The organism is Brevundimonas sp. EAKA, assembly GCF_000698025.1.
Classification (GTDB): Bacteria; Pseudomonadota; Alphaproteobacteria; order Caulobacterales; family Caulobacteraceae; genus Brevundimonas; species Brevundimonas mediterranea_A.
The window spans coordinates 1-5,052 of the sequence record NZ_JMQR01000177.1; the positions used below are offsets into that span (position 1 = coordinate 1).

Sequence of the window (5,052 nt, forward strand, 5' to 3'; positions counted from 1 at the left end):
CGGCGGCAGCCAGACCGTCGGCCTCCTGGGACAGGGAGTGGCTGGCGGCGGTGGACTGTTCGACCATGGCCGCATTCTGCTGCGTCATCTGGTCCATCTGATTGACCGCCGTATTGACCTGCTGCAGCCCTGTCGCCTGTTCGGCGGCGGACGAGGAGATCTCCGTCACCAGGCCTTCGATCTGGGCGACATGGGCCACGATCCGGTCCAGCGCCTGACCGGTCTCAGTCACCAGTTTCACGCCCGACCCGACCTGCACGGTCGATTGGGTGATCAAACCCTTGATCTCCTTGGCCGCCTCGGCCGAACGTTCGGCCAGGGCCCGCACTTCCGACGCCACCACGGCGAAGCCCCGGCCGCTTTCGCCCGCCCGCGCCGCCTCGACCCCGGCGTTCAGGGCCAGCAGATTGGTCTGGAAGGCGATCTCGTCGATGACGCCGATGATCTGGTTGATCTGGGCCGACGAGCGTTCGATCTCTCCCATGGCGGCGACGGCGTCGCGCACCACCGCGCCGCTCTTGTCGGCGTCGTCGCGCGCCGCCTGGACCGCGCCGGCGGCCTGGATCGCCCCTGCAGCGGTGGCTTTGACGGTCGCTGTGACCTCGTCCAGGGCGGCGGCGGTCTCTTCCAGACTGGCCGCCTGTTGTTCGGTGCGGCGCGACAGGTCGTCGGCGGCCTTGGCGATCTCGGCGGCGCCGGCGTTGATCGCGCCCGTATTGGCGGCGATGGTGCCGATGGCCTCCTGCAACCCCTCGACGGCGGCGTTGAAATTAGTCCGCAGCTGTTCGTAGGCGGGCGGGAAGGCGTCGGTGATGCGCACCGTCAGATCGGCCTGGGCCAGGGAGTCCAGCCCGCGGGTCAGTCCGGTGACGACGATCGCCTGCTCGCGGGCGGCGGCCGCGCGCGACTGGTCGCCGACCGCGCGGTCCTCTTCCTCCTTCGCCCGGCGCCGGCCGGCCTCGGCCGCCTCGGCCTCGGCGCGGGCGACGATCAGGGCCTGGATGTCGACGACGGCGCGGGCGATGTCCCCGACCTCGTCCTTGCGGCGGGCCTCGCCCAGCTTCACCTCGGTCTGGCCCTGGGCCATGGCGCGCAGGCCCCCGGTCAGGCGGCGGATCGGCGCCACCAGGCCGCGCGACCCCGCCAGGATCAGGCTGATGCTGATCAGCAGGCTGGCGAGCACGGCGGCCATCATCACCATCTGTCCCGTCCTGGCCTCAGCCTCGGCGGCGGCGCGGTTCTTCTCGGCCGCGGCTTCGATCCTGTCGGCCGCCGCGCTCATGGCGGTCTCCAGGGCCGTGAACTGGGTCAGGAAGTCTGTCATGCCGCCCTGAGCCGCGACCGGATCCTTGGCGGCGAGTTCGACCATCCGGGCCGCCGCCGCGATATAGGCCTGAAGCGGCGCCTCGACCGCCTTCAGGGCCGCCTGAATCTCCGGGTCCGTCGCCAGGGCGTTGTTTTCCGCAATGGCCTGTTCGAAGATTTCGCGGTGCTCGGCCAGATCGGCCGTCACCGCATCGATATCGACGCCGTTGGCGGGATCCTTGGCCAGCATGGCCCCGAACACGTCGGAGCGCAGGGCGTCATGCATCATGTCGGCCTGCATGTGGTTGCGCAGCACGCTCGACGACACCGACGCCCGCTCCAGCGCCCCGGCCAGCTTGGCGTTCATCACCAGACCGACGCCCGCCGTACCCACGGAAAGCAGCAGGACGATGATCCCCGTGGCCGTGACCTTCTTGCCTATCGTCCAGATCATGACCGCTCCCGCCAACCTGACATTCCTTCGAACCGCGGTACACGAATTCTGGTTAATGCAAGATTTTCGGCCGCCTACGTCGTTTCCTCGTGGCCGCTTAAGGACGATTTTCATTCCGCCGGGATTACGCCGCTCTCTGAACAGAACGGACGTATGGCCATGCAGAACGCTAAGCCCTCGGTTTTCAAACCCCTCGTCGCAGCGGTCGCCGCTGCCTGCGCAGCAATGGGCGCCGCAATGGGCGCCGCCCCGGCCCACGCCCAAGACCAGGCCCAGGACCAGGCCCGCGCGGCGGACCCGGACTGGACCCTGTCGGCGGAATATACGGCCGATGTCTCGGGCGTCGTTTCCGGCGGCGCGAAACGCGCAGGCCGGTATCTGGACAATCTGAGCGTCGAACTGGACGGCGACCTGGAACAGGCCTGGGGCTGGCGCGGGGCGCGACTGCACATGTCGGGCCTGTATAACGGCGGGGGCGAGCCCAACGCCCTGGCCGGAACCCTGCAGGGCGTCGACAATATCGAGGTCGGGGCCCAGGGCGCCCGCCTGTTCGAGGCCTGGATCGAACAGGATCTGGGCGGATCGGCCACGCTTCTGGCCGGCCTGTACGACCTCAACAGCGAATTCTACGCCACCGAGGCCTCGGGCCTGCTGATCTCGCCGCCGTTCGGCATCGGCTCCGAACTGGCCTCGACCGGCCCCAACGGCCCGGCCATCTTCCCCTCCTCGTCCCTGGCGGCGCGTCTGCGGGTCGGCGACACCGACGGAACCTATGCCCAGGCCGCCGTCGTCAACGCCGACGCCCGCACCTTCGGCGATCATGGCGGGGTGGACACAGACCTGGATCACGGCGTTCTGGCCATCGCCGAGTTCGGCAGCCGCGCCCCCTTCCGCTACGCCTTCGGCGTCTGGCGCTACAACCAGCGTCAGGACGACATCCGCGACCTGACCCCCGACGGCGACCCCGCCCACAGCATCGCCCAGGGCGCCTACGTCCTGGCCGAGGGTCCGGTCTGGGGCGCGGCCGCCCCCGACGGCCCCCAGGTCGACGCCTTCGCCCGCCTGGGCGTGTCCGACGGCGACACCACCGACTTCAAGGGCGGCTGGCAGGCCGGCGTCCTGGTGCGCCAGGTCTTCGCCGCCCGTCCCGACAGCCAGCTGTCCTTCGGCCTTCACCAGGGCTGGCTGTCCGACAAGGCCCGCGCCAACCTGACCGACACGCCCGCCGACCCCGCCCGCTACGAAGAGGGTCTGGAGCTGACCTACGCCGACCGCATCGGCCGTTTCACGATCCAGCCCGACATCCAGCTGATCCGGGATCCCGGCGGCCTGAAGGACGTCGATGACGTGGTGGTGGTGTCCCTGCGGGTGATCACGCCGCTGTTCTGAACCTCTAGGGTTGCAGCGCCACGCGGGCGGGATCGAAGCCGACGACCTCGCGGATCACGATCATGCTCTTGAAGCCGCGCACGCCCTTTTCGGGGATCAGTTCGCGGATGCCGAAGGCTTCGTAATCCTGCATCGAGCGCACGGCGACGGTCAGCAGATAGTCGGTTTCGCCCGTCACGTCCCAGGCGCCCTGGACCTCGGGACTGGCCCTCATGGCGTGCTGGAAGGCCTCCATCACCTTGCGGTCCTGGGTGTTCATCTCGACCTGGACATGGAGGACGATGCGCGGCTCGACGCGAGCGGGATCAATCACGGCGACGTCGGCGACGATGACGCCCTCGGCCCGCAGCCGACGCAACCGGCGCAGCACGGCGGATTCCGACAGGCCCACCGCCTCGGCCGTCACCCGCGCCGGCTCAAGATTGTTGCGCCGGACGCGCGCCAACAGCCTATGGTCGAAATCGTCAAGGGTGACGAAATTCGTCATTTCATGGCCTTTCATGACGAAATCCGGCGCATGAAAGCCGAAAATCGCCGGGAAGCGCAAGCTGAATTGCAATAGCTTCAGGCCATGACCTCCGTGGCCCTGAAACAGCACCTGACCTCGCCGCTGGCGATGCGCCTGATCCCCTATCTGGCGCTGTTCGCGGGCATGGTGACGCTGGCGGGCGGCACCTCCTTCGCCAAGACCCTGTTCCCGCTCATCGGGGCGCAGGGGACATCGGCCTATCGCGTCGGGATTTCAGCGGTTCTGCTGGTGGCGGTGTTCCGCCCCTGGCGATTCCGGCTGAGCCGCGCGGACCTGGGGGCCATCGCGCTGTACGGCGTCGTGCTGGGGGCGATGAACCTCAGCTTCTACATGTCGCTGCGGACCATTCCGCTGGGCCTGGCCATCGCCATCGAGTTCATGGGGCCGCTGAGCCTGGCCCTGATCCATTCGAGAAAGCCGATCCATTTCGTCTGCGTCGGCTTTGCGGTCCTGGGCCTGGGCCTGCTGCTGCCGCTGAAGGCCGGAACGGGTGCGCTGGATCCGGTCGGTATGGCCCTGGCCGCCTTCGCCGGCCTGTGCTGGGCCCTCTACATCGTGTTCGGCAAGCGGCTGTCGCATATCCATGCGGGCCAGTCCGTGGCCCTGGGCATGAGCGTTGCGGCCATGGTCGTCGTGCCTTTCGGCGTGGCCCATGCCGGCGCGGCCCTGCTGAACCCGGCCATCATCCTGGCCGGCGTGGCGGTGGCGATCTTCTCCAGCGCCCTGCCCTATTCGCTGGAGATGGTGGCCCTGCGCGGCATCCCCAAACGCACCTTCGGCGTGGTGCTCAGCGCCGAGCCGGCGGTCGGCGCCCTGGCGGGTCTTATCGTGCTGCACGAACACCTGACCGGCCAGCAGTGGCTCGCCATCGCGGCCATCGTCGTCGCCTCGGTCGGGGCCATCGCGACCACGCGAGAGACGCCGGTCGCCGCAGAACCGGTTTAACCTCCTTCACCCCCCGTTAACCACGATGGCCCATCTGGTTAACGCCTGTTCCTGGGGTCCGTCTTGCACACTCTCGTCGCCGCCGTCGAAGCGATCGATCCGCTGGTCGTCACCGGCAAGGTCGCGGGCGTCTCGGGCCTGTTGATCGAGTCGCGCGGGGGCCTGTCGCGTCTGGCGGTCGGGGCCCGGGCCGAGATCAGCCGGCGCGGGCAGACGGCCCTGCCGGCCGAGGTGGTGGGGTTCCGCGACGCCAAGGCTCTGCTGATGCCGTTCGGCCCTGTCGAGGGGGTGGCGCCCGGCGCCGAGATCCGCATCATCGACCAGGCCGCCAGCGTGCGCCCGACCACGGCCTGGCTGGGCCGGATCATCGACGCCTTCGGCAATCCCATCGACGGCAAGGGCCCCCTGCCCCAGGGGCCGGTCCCCTATC

At 69.0% G+C, this 5,052-nt stretch carries 4 protein-coding genes and 1 pseudogene; 3 read left to right on the plus strand and 2 right to left on the minus strand.

The genetic code is table 11. The features are described from left to right. A partial coding sequence (locus ER13_RS16085; protein WP_081836265.1) for a methyl-accepting chemotaxis protein occupies positions 1-1,759 on the minus strand: 1,759 nt, incomplete at its 3' end. A gap of 237 nt (positions 1,760-1,996) precedes the next feature. On the opposite strand from ER13_RS16085, the gene ER13_RS16090 reads away from it, so the two are divergent. Further along, positions 1,997-3,148 (plus strand): carbohydrate porin, encoded by a 1,152-nt coding sequence (locus ER13_RS16090; RefSeq protein WP_231492575.1) that lies wholly within the window; start codon positions 1,997-1,999, stop codon positions 3,146-3,148. A gap of 4 nt (positions 3,149-3,152) precedes the next feature. Here ER13_RS16090 and ER13_RS16095 read toward each other — a convergent pair whose 3' ends face one another. Next, positions 3,153-3,650 (minus strand): Lrp/AsnC family transcriptional regulator, encoded by a 498-nt coding sequence (locus ER13_RS16095; RefSeq protein ID WP_052005168.1) that lies wholly within the window; start codon positions 3,648-3,650, stop codon positions 3,153-3,155. A gap of 69 nt (positions 3,651-3,719) precedes the next feature. Between ER13_RS16095 and ER13_RS16100 the strand changes: the two genes are divergently transcribed. Further along, positions 3,720-4,622, plus strand: a complete 903-nt coding sequence (locus tag ER13_RS16100; RefSeq protein ID WP_008259140.1) for a DMT family transporter — start codon at positions 3,720-3,722, stop codon at positions 4,620-4,622. Positions 4,623-4,685: 63 nt separating this feature from the next. Then, a pseudogene (fliI, locus tag ER13_RS16105) lies at positions 4,686-5,052 on the plus strand (flagellum-specific ATP synthase FliI); the annotation flags it as partial.

Coding starts and splice junctions, on each gene's coding strand:
- ER13_RS16090 (WP_231492575.1), top strand. CDS start 1,997: ATGGGCGCCGCCCCGGCCCACGCCCAAGACCAGGCCCAGGACCAGGCC.
- ER13_RS16095 (WP_052005168.1), bottom strand. CDS start 3,650: ATGAAAGGCCATGAAATGACGAATTTCGTCACCCTTGACGATTTCGAC.
- ER13_RS16100 (WP_008259140.1), top strand. CDS start 3,720: ATGACCTCCGTGGCCCTGAAACAGCACCTGACCTCGCCGCTGGCGATG.